Source organism: Halomonas sp. AOP22-C1-8 (assembly GCF_052378905.1).
Lineage (GTDB): Bacteria > Pseudomonadota > Gammaproteobacteria > Pseudomonadales > Halomonadaceae > Vreelandella > Vreelandella citrativorans.
Genome location: NZ_JBQSYD010000007.1, coordinates 1 through 17,985, shown reverse-complemented (window position 1 = coordinate 17,985; position 17,985 = coordinate 1). Strand labels below are relative to the sequence as shown.

Below are 17,985 nucleotides of genomic sequence, written 5' to 3'. Positions count from 1 at the left end.
TCATTGCCGAGCACCGCTGTTTGCACATCGGCCGCTTCGTCATTGATCAAAACTCAGGGTCCCAGTTAACGACCATACGGCCATCTTCAAGGCTGATTTCGACAATCACGTCATCAGGCAAAAACGGGAGTAGCCGCTCGCGTTTGTCGATCGCGTCGTCATCGCCGCGAACCACCATGACATCGTTGGCGCCGGTTTCAAACAGGTAGCTTACCCGCCCTAACCGCTCGCCGGCTTGAGTGAAGACAGCCAAGCCTTCAAGCTCATGCCAGTAATACTCATCGGCTGACAGTGTAGGCAGTGCATCTTTGGGCAGTAAAATATCCGCTTGCGCCAGAGCCTCAGCGGCATTGCGGTCATTTACGCCTTTAATCTGCACAACAAGGCCTTTACCTTGCCGACGTCCCTGAACAATGGCCATTCGCGTCAGGGTTTCCCCTTGGCGCACCCACCATTCGGGATAATCCAAAATGCTGTCCATGGGGCTGGTGTAAGAATACACCTTGAGCCAACCCTGCACCCCGTGGGGGCTAGTCAGCTTGCCTAACACCACATGCGTGTCGTCAGTTTGGCTTGTTTCAAAACGCGTCATCGACGACCTCAACGTACAGCAGTCCAGACTCTACCGTGAACAGACTTACGCCTGTTTACGCGCTTCTTTAACCAGCTCAGCAACACGACCAGACAACTGGGCGCCTTGGCTCTGCCAGTGAGTAACACGTTCTAGATCAACGCGCAGACGCTCTTCCTGACCACGAGCAACCGGGTTGAAGAAGCCGATACGCTCGATGAAACGGCCGTCACGGGCGTTACGCGAGTCAGTAACAGTCAGGTGATAAAAGGGACGCTTCTTGGCGCCACCACGTGCCAAACGAATGGTAACCATACGATAACTATCCTTCGGTTGAGGTTACGAGAGTGGAAAATAGCGCAAACCGCCACCAGAACACTCATCATACTGTTTTCTTGATACGCGGCTCACTTGAAGATAAGTGGCTGCTTTGTACCATTTTAGGCCTTCACAACCGGATGTGGCGGCAATGCTTACACATATTTTGCCAACACCCACGCATGAAGAGGCCGCATTCTACGCAAATGCGCCCTGATTGGAAAGCCTGACAGCCAGAAAACTCACAGGCCGTCAACCTTACCGACGTCGCCGCAGCGCCTAAACTAATGTGCTTAGCGCCAAGGCAGGCCACCGGGGCCACCCATACCGCCACCGCCCATGCCGCCCATTCCACCTGGGCCGCCAGGACCTCCGCCGCCGCCCATCATGCCGGACATGCCGCGCATCATTTTCTGCATGCCGCCTTTCTTGCCCGCTTTCTTCATCATCTTCTGCATCTGCTTGTGCTGCTTGAGCAGACGGTTCAGGTCGGGCACCTGCAGGCCAGCACCGGCGGCAATCCTGCGCTTGCGCGAGCCGTTGATGATATCCGGCGCGCGGCGCTCCTTGGGCGTCATGGAGTTGATCAGCGCTTCAAGCTTGCCCAGCTCTTTCTCAGGCCCAGGGCCTTGAGCCATTTCGGCCATTTGCCCCATGCCAGGCAGTTTGCCCAGAAGACCACCCATGCCGCCCATCTTTTTGAGCTGCTGCAACTGGTCGCGGAAGTCTTCCAGATCAAAGCCATCGCCTTTTTTGACCTTGCTGGCAAGCTTGGTAGCTTTGTCTTTATCAACCGTGCGCTCGGCTTCCTCGATCAGCGACAGCATGTCGCCCATGCCGAGGATGCGTGATGCAACACGATCCGGGTGGAAGGGCTCCAGCGCGTCAACTTTCTCGCCCACCCCCATAAACTTGATGGGCTTGCCAGTAATATGACGTACCGACAGCGCCGCACCGCCACGTGCATCGCCGTCGGCCTTGGTTAAAATAACCCCGGTCAGTGGCAACGCATCGTGGAAGGCTTTTGCGGTATTAACCGCATCCTGGCCAGTCATCGCATCGACGACAAACAGCGTCTCTTGCGGTGAGATCGCTTTATGCAGCGCCTGGATCTCCGCCATCATGGCTTCATCAATTGCCAAGCGGCCTGCGGTATCTACCAGCACTACATCGTGGAACTGGATTTTGGCGTGCTTGATCGCCGCTTCGGCAATATCAACAGGCTTTTGGTCCGAGCGCGACGGGAAGAAGTCGACTTCAACCTCTTTGGCCAGCGTCTCCAACTGGTCAATGGCTGCCGGGCGATAGACGTCAGCCGACACCACCAGGACTTTTTTCTTCTCGCGCTCGCGCAGGTAGCGAGCAAGTTTGGCTACCGACGTGGTTTTACCCGCCCCTTGCAAACCGGCCATCAACACAACGGCTGGCGAGCCTTTCAGAGCCAGGCCTTCGTTGGCCTCGCCCATAATGGCTTCCAGCTCCTGCTGAACGATTTTGACGAACTGCTGGCCGGGCGACAGGCTCTTGGACACTTCCTGGCCAACCGCCCGCTCGCGAACGCGTTCGATAAAAGCCTTGACGACCGGCAGCGCTACGTCGGCTTCAAGCAACGCTTTGCGCACTTCACGCAGGGTATCTTTGATATTGTCGTCGGTCAGGCGCGCCTGACCTTTAATCGACTTCAACGTCTGGGAAAGACGCTCACTGAGATTCTGAAACATGGGGCCTCTCTGCCTCCGTCGCTGTCGCCGGGCCTACGCCCCTAGACTGATGTGCATGGATTATACGCGCTCACGCCTTGAGTCTCCATGACTGTCCGCGCGGGCTAACGATGGCTGTGCGATACTGCTTTGATTGGTTATAGTAGTCGGTACACGTTAACTTAACTGTTTTTTACTGCAACGCGCGAAATGCGCGCACGGATAGCATCATGCAGGCGCTGCCTTTCGCCACGATCGCTTTTGTACTCTATGTTGCTGCTGCCACTTGGCAGGGCATGACCCTTTTTCGCCGCGTGCCGCCACGCCAAGGCATGGTGCGCCTGCTGGGCGCCTTGGGCCTGCTGCTCCATATCCCGGTGGTCGTCCAACTGATGGGGCAATCCCCAGGCTTCCTGCCTGGATTTACCACCAGCGCGACGCTTTTCATGGCGGTCGCCGTTAATGTGCTGTTGATAGCGAGTCTTTTCAAGCCAGTGCTTAACGTCGGCATCATTCTCTTTCCTTTAGCGGGTGTCGCGCTGATTACCGCCACTTGGCTCCCCAGCCACACTAGCCACACGGGCCTGACACCCGGCATTCTGCTGCATGCCATTAGTTCCGCACTGGCGTTTGCCATGCTCGCAATTGCAGCGATACAGGCAATCCTGGTGGGATTACAAAACCAGGCGCTACGCCATCACCATATTCGCGGCATCGTGCAGTCGCTTCCTCCTTTAACCACAATGGAACGCGTCCTGTTTGAGTTGGTCTGGGCAGGCATTTTGCTACTAACGCTCTCAATTGTGAGCGGCTTTATCTTTCTTGATAATATTTTTGCCCAGCATTTATTACATAAAACCGCTCTCTCGTTAGGGGCGTGGGTTATTTTCACAACCCTACTCATTGGCCGCTATCGTTTCGGTTGGCGCGGCATGCGCGCAGTACGGTGGACGCTGGGTGGTTGCACGCTTTTGATACTGGCCTACTTTGGCAGTAAGTTTGTGCTTGAGATACTGCTCAATCGCTAAGCCCATATACACGGCTATGGCTGTCTTGACACACCTTCTTCTAGCTTCTACAAACCGTGCTTGATACAGCATAAAGGAATTTTCGACTTGAGCGACGACTTCCCCTTGGGATTACTATTCGGCCTTCTTGGCTTACTGGTACTGCTATCGGCTTTTTTCTCCAGTTCTGAAACCGGCATGATGTCGATTAATCGTTATCGCCTGAGCCATCAGGCCAACAGCGGTGATCGGCGCGCCAAACGGGTCATGCGCCTGCTTACCCGCCCTGACCGCTTGATTGGCGTCATTCTAATCGGCAACAATTTCGTCAATAACCTTGCAGCATCCATTGCGACCATCATCGCTATTCACTTTTTCGGCGAAGTATCAGGTCCGGCGATTTCTACTGCCATTTTAACGATTACCATTTTAATTTTTTCCGAGGTTACCCCCAAAACCTACGCGGCGATTAAACCTGAGCGTATTGCCTACCCCAGTTCTATGGCGCTGGAGCCGCTTTTGAAGCTGCTTTATCCGCTGGTGTGGCTGGTGAATATGATCTCGAACGGCCTACTGCGCCTGCTGGGCGTGAAAAGCGTGGAGAATGGCGGCGACAACCTTACCCGCGACGAGCTGCGTACCGTGGTGCATGAGGCGGGTACGCTGATCCCCTACCGCCACCGGGCCATGCTGCTATCGATCCTGGATCTTGAGAATGTCACGGTCAACGACATTATGGTGCCGCGCCATGAAGTGCTGGGGATTGACCTGGACGACTCGCTGGAAGATATTCTGACCCAAATTCGTACCAGCCAGCACACCCGCTTACCGGTTTATAAAGGCGATATCAATAACATCATCGGCATGCTGCACTTGCGCAATGCCGCGCGCTTTTTATCCCGTGACGAAGTCACCAAGGCGGCCATTGTCCAGGAAGCACGCGAGCCCTACTTTATTCCTGAGTCCACACCGCTCCATACCCAACTGCTTAACTTTCAAAAGCAGAAGCGGCGTATCGGTATCGTGGTAGATGAGTATGGCGATGTCGAAGGATTGGTAACGCTTGAAGATATTCTGGAAGAGATCGTTGGCGAGTTCACCACGGACGTGTCAGAAGATGAAGAGATTCATCAGCAGGACGACGGCAGCCATGTCATTGAGGGTACGGCTAACATACGTGAAATCAATAAAATGCTGGGATGGCACTTACCAACCGATGGCCCCAAGACCCTGAACGGGTTGATTTTAGAGCATCTTGAAGCGTTCCCCGAAGGCCCCGCCAGCCTGCAAATTAACAATATCCGTATGGAAATACTGGAGATCCGCGACAACCTGATCACCTCTGCCCGCTGCTGGCAAAACGTGCGTCTTCCAAGACGCCAACCCTGACAGTACTTTGAGATAGATAGCGCTTGATTGAGATAGCTAGCACTTGAAATGGACATCACTGGGGACGACATGAACAGGTAGCGCTGAAGCGCGTTAGCACGCGTCAATATCTTTATCGGCGGCCACTTTTAGCGCTCGCACCCGCGTTTCCAAATAGCCACGCAGCGTAACCCCATCCACCTCTTGCACATTAATGGGTGGACCAAAATGCAGGCTAACCGGCGCCCTAAAGCGGCTTGGCCACTTTTTCAGCGCTTTACCGTTGTAGTGTGATGTCCAGGAGCCCCACAAGCCTGCCAGCCCAGCGGGAATCACCGGCACATTATCGCGTGCCAGAATAGTTTCCAGCCCGCGTCTGAAGGTATGGATATCACCGTCTGGCGTTAACCGCCCTTCCGGAAATACCATAACGACTTCCCCACGACGCAGCGCCTGGCTCACTTCATCCAGCGTACGCCGCAAGGCGCCGGGGCTACGCCGCTCGGACTCAATGGGAATAGCGCCGACAAGCTGAAACCACCACTTGAGCCAGGGCGAATCGAAAATTGGCTGATCCATAACAAAACGCAGTGGCCGAGGGCTACCGCCCCCCAAGACCAGAGCATCCATAAAGCTTACGTGGTTGCACACAACCAGCGCACCGCCGCGTTTGGGGAGGTGATAACGCCCATGCACATGCAAGCGATAGCAAAGTCGCATAGCCAGATAAATCAGGCTACGCAGCACTTGGCGGACAGCATTGATCCACCATCTCACGACGCCGGCTCCCGGCGCCGAAGCCCTGCCAGCACCGTACTGACCAACTGATCCAGCAGTTCATCCACTTTAAGCTGCTGGCCTTGCCAATACCCCAAGCGTTCATTTAATCCCAGCTGTACAAGCCCATGTACGCTGCCCCATAGCGTGCGCCCCAGCCGCCGAGCTTCGAGATCATCAAGCGTGGGCTGGTACTCTTTGAGAGCGGATTCAACCTGGGTAAACAGCGCTTCAATTAGATGGCTTTGACGCTGATCCAGCTCCCCTTCTTGTGCCAAGGGGTAATCAAACAGCAGCTTCCAGCGGTAGCAGTCTTGCTCGGCAAAGTGCCAGTACGCATGCGCCAGCGAACGCAGCCAAGGCTCTGGCGCGTCTGCCGATAATGACGTAATGGTCTGCTTCAAACCCGCCAACGTTTCGACGTTAACGTGCTGCAATAAGTTATTAAAGCTGCCGTAAAGTTTAAGCAGCGTACTGGGCGCGCAGCCAACCTCTCTAGCCAGGGCACGCAGGGATAAATCGTGGACTGACTGTACAGCCAACCAATCATCACAAGCTTTCATGACCTGCGCATGGAGGGCATCGGGCGCATGCTGTCTAGGACGGGCCATGGCGATCTCTTCAGGTCAACGAATAACAAGAAAGAATGCCTCACAGCGCTTTAGCGTGAGCAAGGGGTAATATAGGATACCTTATATCGAACACTGTTTTCGACACTAAAGCGCCACATTTAGCGCATTCTTGTGCATCTTTAACCTCTCCCATGACATGATTGAGTCGATTCTGCTTAAGGAGACTGGCATGACCGGACGCCTACATGTACACAATTTACCGCTCAAGCGTCTTCTGCCCTCACTCAAGGCGCCATCCGCGCTGGTGGAATCCTCCAATCTGGCACCCCGCCAACCCGTTTCGGCTATTCGTTTAGCCCAGGGTGAGTTGCAGCTCGAATCAGTTTTTTGGGGATTAACCCCCCCGTGGTTAACGGTGCTGGATCACGCTCCACACTGCGCTAGAGCTGAGACACTCAGTTCAAAAGCCATGTTCCATGAAGCGTTTCAGGCTCGCCGCTGCGTGATCCCTGTCAGCGGTTTTTACGTTTGGAAAGCACTGCCGCGACACAAACAGCCTTATCTGGTCACAGAGGTGAGGCGCGCGCCCTTACTGCTCGGTGCGTTATGGTGCCGCTACCATACAACGCTTACCGCGTTTACTGACTCAACAGCACTGATTAGCGTACCGGCCAACGCATGCCTGGCACCGCTTAGCGACCGATTGCCGGTGGTCATTCCTCCGCATGCGTTGACCACATGGCTTGATCCCGATAGCCCTTTGGAAACCGTTAAAGCGTTATTAACACCCGCACCCTTGGAACTATTAGGTGCATTTCCAGTATCCAAGCATGTCAACAATCCTGCCTATCAATCAGCCGCTTGTGCCCACCCGGTTGGGCCAATGCTGCAATGGACCGTCCCACAGGAGCCGTAATGTTACGACCGAAAAGTAGACTATTTTATTCGCGCGTTGTACTGGCAGCGGTGCTCAGCACCGTATGGTTTTCCCCCGGCGTGCTGGCCGCTGGTGATGATCCGATAGAAGACACTGTCATCCCGATTGCCAGCCCCTTTGACAGTCGCGACTATCGCGTGCTGACGCTTGAAAATGGTCTACAAGCACTATTGGTAAGCGATCCTGACGCCGATAAAGCCGCTGCATCCATGAACGTCCGAGTCGGTAGCGCCCAGGATCCTGATGATCTGCAAGGGCTTGCCCATTTCCTTGAACACATGCTGTTCCTGGGTACCGAGGCGTATCCCGCTCCAGACGCCTATCAGCGCTTTATTTCTGACCACGCGGGCTCCCATAACGCCTTTACCGCTCAGCAAGATACCAACTATTTTTTTGATATCGAGCCCTCCGCTCTGCCGGAAGCGCTTGATCGCTTTAGCGAGTTTTTCCTGTCACCGCTGTTTAATGCCGACCATTTAGAGAGCGAGCGCAATATCGTTCATTCTGAGTACATGGCAAGAATTCGCGATGAGTCCCGACGCGAAAACGACGTGCTTAATCAATTGCTCAACCCTGACAATGCCACCACAGGATTTGCCGTTGGCAGCCGCGAGACGTTAGCCAGCCCGCCGGCGGGAGAAGCGACGCTACGCGAACGTGTCATCGATTTTTATCACCAACATTACGATGCCAACGTAATGAACCTGGCCGTCGTAGCCCCTCAGCCGCTTGATACACTCGAAGAGTGGGTGGTGGAGCGTTTTGCGGATATTCCTGACAATGGCCTGAGCGTTCCTACGATTGATGCACCGCTGGTAGATACCGATACCCTGCCACGCTACGTTGAGCGTCAGTCACTGCAAGATCGCCGCCAGTTGCGTTTTTACTTCCCCATCCCTGATCCCGAAAATGAGTACCACGCAAAACCCACTCATTTAATGTCGCATTTGCTGGGCGATGAAGGGGACGGCAGCCTTTTGGCGGTACTGCGTAACGCAGGTTTGGCCGACGGCCTGTCCGCAGGTGTTCAGCGCGGCGATGGTCAGGACGCCCTGTTTACGGTTTCCATTAGCCTGACGCCTGCCGGTGCCGAGCGGCTTGATGATATCCAGGCTACGCTATTTGCCGCCATTGATCAGCTGCGTGACGATGGGTTGGCTGACTGGCGCTATACTGAACTGCGCGATTTGAGCGAGCAGGCATTTCGTTTTCAACAGCACGGCGCACCCCAGCAGGAAGCCACTCAGCTCGCCATGAATTTGTCCCGCTACCCGGTTGAGGATGTGCAGTATGCCGCGTATCGCATGGATGCACCGGACACTGAGCGCCAGCAAGCGTATCTGGCTGCGTTAACGCCGGACAACATGCTGCGCTTTTACTCTGCGCCCGAGGTGGAAAGTGACACGGTTTCGCCCTGGTTCTCGACCCAGTGGCGAGAACAACCGCCTGTTCAAGAAGGTCTCGCGCTTGAAGGTTTGGCCCTGCCTGAACCCAACCCCTTTATTGCCAGCGACCTTGCCCTTATTGAAGGCCAGGACGAGCACCCAAGCCTAATGATCGACACGCCATTCTTTAAGGTTTGGCACATGCAGGACTCACGCTTTAATACACCAAGCGTTGAGTGGCGGGTCAGTTTGCAGTATCCCGACGCCAGCTATTCGGCCGAAGAGGTCGTACTGACGCAGTTGCTGGCTGGGTGGCTAAACGACAGCTTGAATGAATCACTTTATCCCGCATGGATGGCCGGTCAGTCGTTTAGCGCCTACCCGCACGCACGTGGGATGACGCTATCATTTTCCGGTTGGCGTGATGGTCAGACACCGCTTATTGAGCAAGCCATTGATCAGCTTAAAACGGCTGAGATTAGCGAAGGCGCCTTTGATCGCGTGCAATATCAGCTGCAGAGAGAGCTGGTTAATGCGCCGCAATCATCGCTTTATGGCCAGGCAAGCCGCACGCTGGGTGAAGCACTGCTGACCCCACGCTGGTCGACAGCCGAACTACTTGACGCCAGTCAGCGCCTTGACCAGCAGCACCTTGAGAACTTCCGTAAGCACTTTTTGGGCGGACTCTATATCGACGCCATGGCGATTGGCAACCTGGATGAAGCACTCGCCCAGGAACAAGCCGAGCGGGTGCGCAGCAAACTGCGCCCAGGCTTGACGCGAGAAGATATTCCAACGCTTAGCCCGCTGGCCATTGACACGACTTCCAGCGTACTGCACCCGCACAGCACCCGCGACGAGTCCCTGGTGCTGCGTTACTTACAAGGGCGAGACCAAAGCCCTAAAGAACAAGCAACCATTAGTGTGATTGCCCAGTGGCTGGAGACGCCCTTTTATCAACAGCTGCGCACGGAAGAACAGCTGGGCTATATTGTGAACGCGGGTTATTCACCCCTGCTTGAGGCACCTGGCATTGCACTACTCGTTCAATCGCCGGATGTGGACAGCGAAACGGTCGCTGCGCACATGGATGCCTTTTTAGCTGACGCTGGCGAAGCACTTAAGCAACTCGACGATGCTGAACTCGACGCCTATCGCAAAGCGGTCCATGCCAGTCTGAGCGAGCGTGATACCAGCCTTGCGGGCATGGCCAACCGTTACTGGCAGGCCACCGCGCTGGATGAGATCCGCTTTGACCGTCGTGAAGAGCTGGCCAACCTGGCACTTGAGGTTAGCGCTGCGGATATTCAAACTGCATGGCCAGAGCTACTTGGCCACCAGCTTGATATACGCTTCAACCCGGGTGATGAGCCCAGCGATGTAACGCCTTACCGCGAAGCACTAACGCCGTTTACCCGGCGCAACACTCCGTAAATGAGTGTGCCGCTCAGGCATCGAACGCCTGGGCGGGCATCATGGCCTCGACAAACATTACCAGCTCTTCAAGGATCTGCCGCTCACGCTCGCTGAGCGGCTGCTGATTGTAGCGCTCGATCTCCCGAGCAAAGGCCTTAAGCGTAAAGCCGGACATCGCCGGATCATTAATACGCATCCAGCGAAACGCCTCCCACTGCTCGCGCTCGTCACCTTCCAGCGTGTCAGGGTAGCTACGCGCCCGATAGCGAAACAGCATCTCCTCAAGACGCGGATCCTGAAAGGCAAACCGCTGCCCTACCAGATCCCAGGGTTCCATCTCACGCACCTGCTCCATCTGCTGCCGGTCGACGGCGGAAAAGAAGTTGCCGGAATAAAGCATCATGTCAGGGTCGTGGGGGGCGTCATCAAAGTTGGTCTTAAAGACCTCGGCCACTTTAGGCATCACCCCTTGGGCGCTGCGCAAGGTTTTCCAGTGCTGACGGCACGTTGCAATATCCAGCCCAAGGCGCTCAACAATCGCGCCATACGCTCCTTTTTGCGGCCCCTCTATATCCTTGAGCACACTCGACGGAAAGATCACCGGGCAACGGTTGATATGAATGACCTTGAGTGGAATACGCGCTTCACCTTCCGCTAAATCCTGCTGACTGACAAAGACGCGCTCGCGTATTTGCTCAGGCGAAAGCGTAAGAAAATCGCTTGGATCAACACTCAGGTCGTACACAATCATCCCATTAGGGTTGGTAGGGTGCTCAGCTAACGGCATTACCAGGGCGCTGCAACCCCGGCTGGCCGGGTAGCGGCGGGAAATGTGCAAAAGCGGCTTGGCATTAGGCAGGTCCAGCTGCGTGGCAACCGCGCGTTTGCCACGCAGGCCAAGCAAGTAATCAAACAGCTTAGGGTTCCGCGTTTTGAGCAGCCGCGCCAGGGCAATGGTTGCCCGAACGTCGGCCACCGCGTCATGCGCGCCTTCATGCTCAATCCCGTTGGCTTTGGTTAAGTGCTCAAGCTTAAAGCTTGGCGCGCCATCTTCACGAAGCGGCCACTCAATGCCGTCCGGGCGCAGCGCGTAAAATGCGCGCACCACATCAATTAAATCCCAGCGGGAGTTACCGTTTTGCCATTCGCGGGCGTAAGGGTCGAGCAGATTGCGATAGAACAGATGGCGAGACACTTCATCATCAAAGCGTAAGCTGTTGTATCCCGCAACACAGGTGCCCGGCTCGCCCATGTGGCGCTGCACTTCACTGGCAAACTGCGCTTCAGGCAGGCCGCGACGTCGCGCTTTTTGTGGGGTAATCCCGGTAATCAAACACGCGGCAGGATGAGGCAGGTAATCGTCCGCTGGCTTGCAGTAGAGCTCGATAGGCTCACCGATCTCGTTTAAGTCCGCATCGGTACGCAGCGCAGCAAATTGAGCGGGCCGATCTCGACGTGGATCGGCCCCGAATGTTTCATAGTCATGCCACAAAAAACTGGCAGGGGCGGCATTAGGTGGCGCCATGAACAAGCACTCCGCAAGGCAGCAAAAACCCTAGCCTAGCACACCCAGCGCCTTTCTCGCCGCCTGTTGCCCTACTGTCTTGTCAGCTTTTGGGCAACGTCACATTCAGCTCAAGTACTGAGCAGTTATCTTCGCTATCCAACGAAATCTGAATGGCGTTGTCGTCGACATGTACATAGCGACGAATAACTTCGAGCAGTTCGCGCTCAAGTAGCGGCATGTAGTCAGGCTGACCACGCTGGCTTCGCTGATGCGCCACGATGATTTGTAACCGTTCTTTAGCCACCGAGGCGGATTTCTTGCGCTCACGCTTCAAGAATTCCAAGAGTTTCATCGACGGTTACCTCCAAACATACGGCTAAGCAGACCTTTGCGCTGCACCTCATGAAAACGTAACGGAATCTCCTCACCCAGCAGACGTGAAACGGTATCCGTATACGCCTGACCTGCATCACTTGATGCATCGTGAGTGACTGGCACCCCCTGGTTCGAGGCGCGAAGCACAGCTTCGGACTCAGGAATCAGACCCAGTAAGTGAACGGCCAGAATTTCACGAATATCCTCAAGGGTAAGCATATCCCCGGTAGTCACCCGTTCAGGGTTATAGCGAGTAACGAGCAGATGCTCTTTAATCGGATCCCCCCCCTGCTCAGCACGTCGGGTTTTCGATGCCAAAAGGCCCAAAATACGGTCAGAATCGCGTACTGATGAGACCTCCGGATTGGTGACCACAATCGCTTCGTCGGCAAAATACATGGCAAGCTGCGCACCACGTTCAATACCTGCGGGAGAATCACAGATAATAAAGTCAAATTCTTCTCGAAGCTTTTCCAAAACCTCCGCCACCCCTTCCTGGGTTAGCGCATCTTTATCCCGGGTTTGTGAAGCGGGCAGGATATACAGATTTTCAACGCGCTTATCACGGATCAGCGCCTGGTTAAGGCCAGCTTCCCCCTGGATGACATTTACCAGGTCATACACCACACGACGCTCGCACCCCATAATCAAATCAAGATTTCGCAGTCCCACATCAAAATCAATGACCACGGTTTTTTTACCACGCAGTGCCAGACCTGTTGAGATTGCTGCAGCGCTAGTGGTTTTGCCGACTCCCCCTTTGCCTGAAGTCACAACAATAATTTTAGCCAAGATTCACTTCCTTCTTGAAGTCGTTTATCGCGAGCGTACGACGCCGAACGAGTAACGGGAACGTCAATGTCACAAAAGCTCTACTGTAACGGATAGGCAAGACAGCGTCGCTAAACATTCAGCATAGATTTACGCTGCGTTGAAGCCATCAACCCAACGGCTTAATTTCAAGCTGCTCTTTTATAAAATGAACTTCTGCGGCGCGGCCCAAAAGCCGGGGATCAACATCTTCGAGGCGTTTGTAATTCCCAGCCACCGAAAGCAGCTCAGCCTCAAGCTCGCGGCAGTAAATACCGGCCTGAGTATTACCATGAATACCTGCCAGCGCCCGTCCCCGCAGAGCACCGTAAATATGAATACTACCTGCTGCTAGTACTTCTGCCCCCGCATTGACGGCACCAATAACGATCAGATCCCCATCCGATGCACTGACCTGCTGGCCTGAACGAACGGTACCGCGATAAAGCCGTGTTGCCGCACTCTTGGCGTGTGCCTCAATACGGTCGTCGTCAGAGGCATTGTTTTTTGAGGCTTCCTCTTTGCTGCTGACGCTCTCCAGTGCCCGAGCGCGCGTCTCCTCTACAGGTGCAAACCACCCAAGCCCCAATGCCCAAGCCGACTGGCGTACCGGCTCTGAACCGCCGCGCACCGCAACGGGTAAAAGTTTGTGATCCCGGCAAACGGCGCATATTCTTTCCAAAGCCAAATGAGGCTCATCAAGCTTTTCCACGCTTAGCACAACCGGTGTATGCTGGAAGAAGGCAGGAGACTGAGACAGTTTACCGGCCAACTGCCGCCGGATATGCTCAGGGTCAGCGCTACTTAATTCCATGACGGTCATCGGCAGCATGCCGCCTTTAAAGGTAAATGCCATGTTGGCACTATCGGCGTTGAGGCTCATAGCCGAACTCCATGTCATGTTCAGGTAAAATAAAGGTAGCGCAATTTGGCGCCTTTGGGTGTGAAGAATCAATTTCTATTACACCCTAGTAAGGCAAAGCTAAGCGACAGCGCCGGTGACTGCAACCGCTGTTCAATAATGGCTAATTTTTTTCATGCTACGCACCTCTACGCAGGATGATCCATGCACGGACTGTTAAGACGCCTGTTCGCTCCTCGTTGGCAACACCCCGACCCCGAGGTACGCCGACAGGCCCTCTCTCGACTTGACCCCCACCAGGCTGAACAGCGCGAAGCGCTGCAAGCACTCGCGCACGATAGTGACAGCAGCATCCGCTTGGCGGCTCTGCTCGCGCTGGATGATGTCGAAGGATTGGTGGCGGGCTACCCTGACCACAGCCAGCAAGAGGCATGGTTCAATGCCGTGAGCCAGCGGCTTAGCGGTCTTGAAGGCAGTACCGAACTGCAACAACGCCAAGCGCTGGTGGAAGGGCTGGACGAGCCACGGCTTTTAAACGTGATTGCCTTACAAGGCGACAACCTTGATCTGCGCCTGACCGCTCTTGCCCGGCTAACCCGTGAAGACGACTTGATTAAGCAAGCGTGCCAAAACGGTGTCGCGGCTGTTCGTCATCGCGCCGCCGAGCGTATTGAGACAGAAGAGGGCCTAAAGCGCCTGCTTAAAGATGCGCGACGTGATCGTTATGTAACGCGCCTTGCCCGCGAAAAACTCGGCCAGCAGCGAACCGATGCCGAATGGCTGGCTCGCCAACAGCAGCAGCTGGAGCACCTTCTTCACCAGATGGAACAGCAGGCTCGCGCGCCTTGGGAGCCACTTTATGGCGGCCGCTTTCGCCATTTAGAGCGCGAATGGAAGAACCTGACGCCCCCTCCTAGCGCCGAGCAAGAGCAGCGCTTTCATCAGGCCATGCTGGGCTGTCGTAAAACGCTTCACGACCATGAAACGCAGGAGCAGGCTCGCCAGCAGAGCCTTGCCCGCCGAGAGGAAGCGGATCAGACACGTGATCAGCTGCTTGATGGGCTGGAGGAGACGCTTGAAAGTCTTCATCATGCCACCGAGCTGACCGTTCAGGATATCGACAGCCTGCGTGCCCAACGCCAGCTTTTCAGCCAACGCTGGCAAGCGATCTCCGACGTACACTCGCCCAGCGAGCCTGCAAGCCAACGCTACACGCACGTCATTATTCAATATGAGCAGTGCCTGGATGCCTGGCAGCGCTGGCAACGTGTTAGTGTCGCGCTAGAGCAGGCACTTGCGGATAATGACCACCGCACCATGCGCCACCTGCTCAACGAATGCGACTGGCCAAAAGCATTTACGCCGCCTGCGTTGATACAGCGCGCTCAGGCAACGCTTGCCACCGAGTCTCACACACCGGCAGCTAGCCCACACGCCTCGGTTTCATTAAGCACTTATGAAGCGGAACTCGATAGCTTTGAGCACCTGCTTGAGCGTGGCGCCTTCAAAAGCGCCAGCCATCTTCACCAGCGCTTAAAGCCGCAAATCGAAGCCCTGCAAATGGCGGAAGCCAAGCCGCTGAAGGCACGCTTAAAACAGTCCGGCGCGCGGCTGGCCGAACTACGCGATTGGCGCGGCTTTGTCGCAGGGCCCAAGCGCGAGCAGTTATGTTCAAGCATTGAAGCACTGGCCAACGACCCGCACATGGCGGAAACCGCGCTTGACCGCCACCACCGCCAGCTAGTGAAAGAGTGGAAGTCGCTGGGCGATGCCGCCGCCAACCGCGAACAGTCCGCGCGCTTTCGTGCTGCATCTGACCGCATCCACGAGCGGTTAGCCCCATGGCGTGACCAGCTTGGCCAGGAGCGTGAAGCGAACCTGCAGGCCCGCGAGCAGCTGTGTGAACAGCTTGAAACACTGCTCGCCCAGCCAGCAGAGGACGCCGACCCGGATGTACTACGTGAAATTCGCGACAAGGCACGCCATCAATGGCGCCACTACTCGCCGGTGCCTCGCGAGCGCTCTGAGGCCGTTGGTCAGCGGTTTGGAAAAATCCGCCATCAGTTGCAAACATTAATTGATCAGCGGGCCGAGCATATCGCTTCTCAAAAGCAGGCGCTTATTGAAGAAGTGCGGACGCTTCGTCACGACCAGCAACAACCCTTGGCTCAACGCATTACACAAACCAAGCAACTACAGCAGCACTGGCGTCAGTTAGGGCGCGCACCCAAAGGGGCGGAACAAACCCTTTGGAAGGCGTTCCGGCATGAGTGCGATCAGCTGTTTGCCCAGCGCGAAGCCCACAAGAGTGAGCAGGCTGCCCATCAGCAACAGCAGCTTGAAGCCATGCAAATACTTATCGATCAAATGGACAGCTGGCAACCCACTACCGCCAATGAAACCAGCACGCTGGACGACTTTTTGAACCAGGTCAGCCAGCTTGAGCCACTGCCGCGAAACCGGCGTAGCGAAGGCATGCAGCGTCGCCTAAGCGGTATTGTGCGCGCCAAGCGCGAGCGTTTGAGTCGTCTGAAGATTGCGGATACCGTTCAGCAATGGCAGCTTATTTTACCGCTCGTTAACGCACACCTGGCCGCCGATCAGCGCTATCTGGACGGCGGGGCCGCGGAAATTATCAACGCTGACGATATCATCAGCACGCCGCTTCCCAGCGTATTTGCAGAGGCGCATCAGATGCGTAACCGTCAGCGTCAATCCACGCCACTCCCGTTGTCGCTGGACGATGAGGCAGCGCGGGCAGACGCCATTTCTCGGCTGCGGGTACATCTATCCCTGTTAACCAGCGGCAGCATCCGACAAAGCGACGAGCCTTTGCGCCTGGCGATTCAGGTAGAGCGCTTGAATGAAGGAATTCGCCAAGAGCGTAGTCGCGAAGAAGAAATTATCGATGTTTTAGCCGCGCTATTAGCGCTTGGCCCGGTATCGATGGCGCAGTGGGAAAAAGAAGCCAGGGAACTGGATAGCTTATTGCGCGACCTGGGGCATATCCCGCCCCCCTGATCGCCCCATCAATGCGACAACAACAAAGCGGGAGGCGATTCGCCTCCCGCTTTGCATGCTCCCTTGTGAGGGATAAGCCGTCGTTTAGGCGTGGTGGCCTAGCCCATAAATTGCCCACCGTTAATATCGATGTTGGCGCCGGTAATAAAGCCAGACTCTTTATCGGCAAGGAACGTCACCAAGCGACCAATTTCTTCCGGCGTACCGTAGCGTTTCACCGGGATCGTTTCGCGAATGGCTTCACGCACTGACTCCGGAATTTTCATAATCATGTCAGTGGCAATATAGCCAGGCGATACGGTATTTACCGTAATGCCTTTGGTGGCTGTTTCCTGCGCCAGCGACATGGTTAAACCGTGCATACCGGCTTTAGCGGCAGCGTAATTAACCTGACCAAACTGCCCTTTACGGCCATTGATGGAGGAGATATTAATAATTCGGCCATAGCCATTTTCGAGCATCATCTCGATCACGCTGCGGCACGTATTAAAGACGCTATTAAGGTTGGTATCGATGACCTGATACCACTGTTCGTAGGCCATTTTTTTCATCGTGCCGTCGCGGGTAATGCCAGCACAGTTTACCAGCACGCTAATTGGACCGTGCTGTTCGTGGATCTCACGCGCAGCATCCAGGCATGCGTTATGGTCAGACAGGTCGACTCCGAGTGTTGTAATACTCTGATAACCGGCAGCTTGCTGGGTGTCCAGCCAGGTTTTGGCTTTTTCGGGATTGTTATACCCTGCCACTACCCTATAACCCGCATCTGCCAACGAACGACAAATTGCCGTGCCGATTCCACCAGTTCCACCAGTTACCCAAGCGACGGGGGCTTGATTGGCCATTGACTACCTCCCTGATATGACAAATGGCTTGGACGCTAAGTACTGTTATGGTTCGTAAACCATTTCGAATAAGCGTCAAGCGCTTGTATCACCAACAGCACGCCACCGATTTTATTGTCAGGCGGCCTACCGACAGTAAGCTTTTTATTGGGACCATGGGAAGCATAGCTTTACTCTTTGCATATTGCAGTACGATGAATATCAGCCTTTTGTGCTTTGTTTGCTACAAAGGGTTGACGTGGCGCAAAAAATCCGTAGAATACGCCTCACGTTGATGCGGGGTGGAGCAGTTTGGTAGCTCGTCGGGCTCATAACCCGAAGGTCATCGGTTCAAATCCGGTCCCCGCTACCAATATTTTGAAAGGCAGATCAGTTACTTACTGATCTTCCTTTTTTGTTGCCTGTCATTCCAAAAAGCTCTGTGCCCAAATTGTGCCTATACCTCGTAACGAACCAGAACGCTTGAAAGCTTTATGGCGTTATACCATGAACGACCGGCGTAAAGATGCGCTTC

The 17,985-nt window shown here is 55.1% G+C and carries 15 protein-coding genes and 1 tRNA gene; 6 read left to right on the top strand and 10 right to left on the bottom strand.

Annotated features, from left to right (window positions below; translation table 11 throughout):
- Nucleotides 1-46: 46 nt before the first annotated feature.
- The 3 genes from rimM to ffh all read right to left on the bottom strand — a co-directional run bounded on the left by rimM (nt 47) and on the right by ffh (nt 2,610).
- Entirely contained in the window at nt 47-592 is a 546-nt protein-coding gene (rimM, locus tag ACT3TY_RS05495; protein WP_444627586.1) for a ribosome maturation factor RimM, read from the bottom strand.
- Between the two features lie 45 nt (nt 593-637).
- Entirely contained in the window at nt 638-886 is a 249-nt protein-coding gene (rpsP, locus tag ACT3TY_RS05490; RefSeq protein WP_009724081.1) for a 30S ribosomal protein S16, read from the bottom strand.
- 296 nt (nt 887-1,182) lie between these two features.
- The gene (ffh, locus tag ACT3TY_RS05485; protein WP_444627584.1) at nt 1,183-2,610 is read right to left on the bottom strand and encodes a signal recognition particle protein; all 1,428 of its coding nucleotides are present in this window, start codon (nt 2,608-2,610) and stop codon (nt 1,183-1,185) included.
- Nucleotides 2,611-2,819: 209 nt separating this feature from the next.
- On the opposite strand from ffh, the gene ACT3TY_RS05480 reads away from it, so the two are divergent.
- Both ACT3TY_RS05480 and ACT3TY_RS05475 read left to right on the top strand, forming a co-directional pair.
- Nucleotides 2,820-3,617, top strand: a complete 798-nt coding sequence (locus tag ACT3TY_RS05480) for a cytochrome C assembly family protein (RefSeq protein ID WP_444627583.1) — start codon at nt 2,820-2,822, stop codon at nt 3,615-3,617.
- 87 nt (nt 3,618-3,704) lie between these two features.
- A complete protein-coding gene (locus ACT3TY_RS05475; protein ID WP_172118542.1) occupies nt 3,705-4,985 on the top strand; it encodes an HlyC/CorC family transporter in 1,281 nt (426 codons plus the stop codon).
- Between the two features lie 93 nt (nt 4,986-5,078).
- Here ACT3TY_RS05475 and ACT3TY_RS05470 read toward each other — a convergent pair whose 3' ends face one another.
- Both ACT3TY_RS05470 and ACT3TY_RS05465 read right to left on the bottom strand, forming a co-directional pair.
- Entirely contained in the window at nt 5,079-5,684 is a 606-nt protein-coding gene (locus ACT3TY_RS05470; RefSeq protein WP_444627651.1) for a 1-acyl-sn-glycerol-3-phosphate acyltransferase, read from the bottom strand.
- Between the two features lie 53 nt (nt 5,685-5,737).
- On the bottom strand, nt 5,738-6,352 hold the full coding sequence (locus ACT3TY_RS05465) for a TetR/AcrR family transcriptional regulator (protein WP_444627581.1): 615 nt from the start codon (nt 6,350-6,352) through the stop codon (nt 5,738-5,740).
- A 190-nt stretch (nt 6,353-6,542) separates the two neighbouring features.
- Between ACT3TY_RS05465 and ACT3TY_RS05460 the strand changes: the two genes are divergently transcribed.
- Nucleotides 6,543-7,229 carry an SOS response-associated peptidase gene (locus ACT3TY_RS05460; protein ID WP_444627579.1) on the top strand — a complete coding sequence of 229 codons (687 nt, stop codon included), beginning with the start codon at nt 6,543-6,545 and terminating at the stop codon, nt 7,227-7,229.
- Complete coding sequence (locus tag ACT3TY_RS05455; RefSeq protein WP_444627578.1) at nt 7,229-10,069, top strand: insulinase family protein; 2,841 nt, start codon at nt 7,229-7,231, stop codon at nt 10,067-10,069. The genes ACT3TY_RS05460 and ACT3TY_RS05455 overlap by 1 nt, the downstream gene beginning before the upstream one ends.
- A gap of 13 nt (nt 10,070-10,082) precedes the next feature.
- Here ACT3TY_RS05455 and sbcB read toward each other — a convergent pair whose 3' ends face one another.
- The 4 genes from sbcB to minC form a co-directional block, all read right to left on the bottom strand.
- Entirely contained in the window at nt 10,083-11,576 is a 1,494-nt protein-coding gene (gene sbcB / locus ACT3TY_RS05450; RefSeq protein WP_444627577.1) for an exodeoxyribonuclease I, read from the bottom strand.
- Nucleotides 11,577-11,658: 82 nt separating this feature from the next.
- Nucleotides 11,659-11,910: a cell division topological specificity factor MinE gene (gene minE / locus ACT3TY_RS05445; protein WP_018918334.1), complete on the bottom strand. Its 252-nt coding sequence runs from the start codon at nt 11,908-11,910 to the stop codon at nt 11,659-11,661.
- Nucleotides 11,907-12,725 carry a septum site-determining protein MinD gene (minD, locus tag ACT3TY_RS05440; protein WP_087110125.1) on the bottom strand — a complete coding sequence of 273 codons (819 nt, stop codon included), beginning with the start codon at nt 12,723-12,725 and terminating at the stop codon, nt 11,907-11,909. Before minD ends, minE begins: the two co-directional genes overlap by 4 nt.
- A gap of 148 nt (nt 12,726-12,873) precedes the next feature.
- On the bottom strand, nt 12,874-13,626 hold the full coding sequence (minC, locus tag ACT3TY_RS05435) for a septum site-determining protein MinC (protein WP_172118549.1): 753 nt from the start codon (nt 13,624-13,626) through the stop codon (nt 12,874-12,876).
- Between the two features lie 183 nt (nt 13,627-13,809).
- Between minC and ACT3TY_RS05430 the strand changes: the two genes are divergently transcribed.
- Entirely contained in the window at nt 13,810-16,626 is a 2,817-nt protein-coding gene (locus ACT3TY_RS05430; protein ID WP_444627575.1) for a DUF349 domain-containing protein, read from the top strand.
- 98 nt (nt 16,627-16,724) lie between these two features.
- On the opposite strand, the gene phbB is transcribed toward ACT3TY_RS05430, so the two are convergent.
- Entirely contained in the window at nt 16,725-17,471 is a 747-nt protein-coding gene (gene phbB, locus ACT3TY_RS05425) for an acetoacetyl-CoA reductase (RefSeq protein WP_441677801.1), read from the bottom strand.
- Between the two features lie 275 nt (nt 17,472-17,746).
- Between phbB and ACT3TY_RS05420 the strand changes: the two genes are divergently transcribed.
- Nucleotides 17,747-17,823: transfer RNA gene (locus ACT3TY_RS05420), tRNA-Met, on the top strand.
- Nucleotides 17,824-17,985 lie beyond the last annotated feature (162 nt).

Excerpts from the sequence above, each read along its gene's own strand:
- ACT3TY_RS05480 (WP_444627583.1), top strand. The coding sequence starts at position 2,820 with ATGCAGGCGCTGCCTTTCGCCACGATCGCTTTTGTACTCTATGTTGCT.
- phbB (WP_441677801.1), bottom strand. The coding sequence starts at position 17,471 with ATGGCCAATCAAGCCCCCGTCGCTTGGGTAACTGGTGGAACTGGTGGA.
- rpsP (WP_009724081.1), bottom strand. The coding sequence starts at position 886 with ATGGTTACCATTCGTTTGGCACGTGGTGGCGCCAAGAAGCGTCCCTTT.
- ACT3TY_RS05455 (WP_444627578.1), top strand. The coding sequence starts at position 7,229 with ATGTTACGACCGAAAAGTAGACTATTTTATTCGCGCGTTGTACTGGCA.
- ACT3TY_RS05430 (WP_444627575.1), top strand. The coding sequence starts at position 13,810 with ATGCACGGACTGTTAAGACGCCTGTTCGCTCCTCGTTGGCAACACCCC.
- sbcB (WP_444627577.1), bottom strand. The coding sequence starts at position 11,576 with ATGGCGCCACCTAATGCCGCCCCTGCCAGTTTTTTGTGGCATGACTAT.
- minC (WP_172118549.1), bottom strand. The coding sequence starts at position 13,626 with ATGAGCCTCAACGCCGATAGTGCCAACATGGCATTTACCTTTAAAGGC.
- ACT3TY_RS05470 (WP_444627651.1), bottom strand. The coding sequence starts at position 5,684 with ATGCGACTTTGCTATCGCTTGCATGTGCATGGGCGTTATCACCTCCCC.
- ACT3TY_RS05465 (WP_444627581.1), bottom strand. The coding sequence starts at position 6,352 with ATGGCCCGTCCTAGACAGCATGCGCCCGATGCCCTCCATGCGCAGGTC.
- ACT3TY_RS05460 (WP_444627579.1), top strand. The coding sequence starts at position 6,543 with ATGACCGGACGCCTACATGTACACAATTTACCGCTCAAGCGTCTTCTG.
- minE (WP_018918334.1), bottom strand. The coding sequence starts at position 11,910 with ATGAAACTCTTGGAATTCTTGAAGCGTGAGCGCAAGAAATCCGCCTCG.
- ffh (WP_444627584.1), bottom strand. The coding sequence starts at position 2,610 with ATGTTTCAGAATCTCAGTGAGCGTCTTTCCCAGACGTTGAAGTCGATT.
- rimM (WP_444627586.1), bottom strand. The coding sequence starts at position 592 with ATGACGCGTTTTGAAACAAGCCAAACTGACGACACGCATGTGGTGTTA.